Below are 1,316 nucleotides of genomic sequence, written 5' to 3'. Positions count from 1 at the left end.
ACCCAACACCCCAGCCCCCTCCCGTCCCGCTTGACTCACCCTCCAGGAGCCCGAGTTGACCGATCCCTGGGTGGCCCTCGAACCGGGGGCCGACCCCGCCGAGCGAGTCCGTACGCTGCGGCGGGCGCACGAGGCGTTCACGGCGGCCGGGACGGTCGCCCAGCCGGTCCGCCGGGTCGTCGCGGACTCGTGGCGGCGTTCCGCGCGAGCCGGCGTGGGGCCGGACCGCACGGCGGACGTGGAGCTGTCGGACGGCGCGCTCGGCGCCTACCGCGCGGAGCACCCGCTCGCGCCGGTGATGCCGCTGCTGCGGGAGCTGATGGCGCCGTTCGCGGCGGACGGCGCGCATCTGCTCGCGGTGTGCGACGCGCACGGCCGCCTCCTGTGGGTCGAGGGACACGCGGCGACCCGGCGGCGCGCGGGGCGGATGAACTTCGTGCCCGGCGCGCGGTGGGCGGAGAGCGCGGTGGGAACGAACGCGCCGGGGACGGCGGTCGCGGTGGACCGCCCGGTGCAGGTGTTCGCGGCGGAGCACTTCACGCGGCAGGCGCAGCCGTGGACCTGCGCGGCGGCTCCGGTGCACGACCCACGCACCGGGCGGGTGCTGGGCGCCGTCGACGTCACGGGCGGGGACGCGCTGGCGCATCCGCACAGCCTGGGGTTCGTGCAGGCGGTGGCACGGGCGGCGGAGGGGCAGTTGGCGCTGCTCGCGCGGGAGCGGCCCGCCGTCGAGGCGCCCGAGCTGGCCGCGCTGGGGCGGGACGAGGCACGGCTGACGGTGGGCGGCAGGCCGGTGCGGCTGAGCCGGCGGCACAGCGAGATCGTGGTGCTGCTGGCCCGCCACCCGGAGGGGCTGACCGGGGGCGAGCTGCTGTGCGCGCTGTACGAGGACGAGTCGGTGCCACCGGTGACGCTCCGCGCCGAACTGGCCCGCCTGCGCGGGGTGCTGGGCCCGGAGCTGCTCGCGTCGCGGCCGTACCGGCTGACCGTGCCGGTGGAGTCGGACGTGGCGGTCGTGGAGCGCAGGATCGCCGCCGGGGCGGTGACGGGAGCGCTCTCGGCGTACGGCGGCCCGCTGCTGCCAGGATCGCGGGCGCCCGCGGTGACGCGGCTCAGGCGGCAGCTCGCGGACGAGTTGCGGGCGGCGCTGATCGCGTGCCAGGACCCCGACCTGCTGTCCGACTGGGCGCACGCGCCGTGGGGCGAGGACGACTTGGAGGTGTGGCGGGCGCTGGCGGCGGTACGGCCGACGGCACCGGTACGGGCGCGACTGGCGGCGCTGGAGGCGGAGTTGGCGGCGGGGGGAGGGTGGGGGG

Annotated in this window: 1 protein-coding gene; it reads left to right on the top strand. The window is 78.0% G+C overall.

From position 1 onward, the window contains the following. Positions 1 to 55 precede the first annotated feature (55 nt). The coding region (locus tag AOK24_RS40935) for a GAF domain-containing protein (protein WP_055724979.1) at positions 56 to 1,316 on the top strand (1,261 nt) is incomplete at its 3' end.

The sequence above is a fragment of the Streptomyces niveiscabiei genome (genome assembly GCF_001419795.1).
GTDB lineage: Bacteria > Actinomycetota > Actinomycetes > Streptomycetales > Streptomycetaceae > Streptomyces > Streptomyces niveiscabiei.
This window is presented reverse-complemented; position numbering and strand designations above follow the sequence as displayed.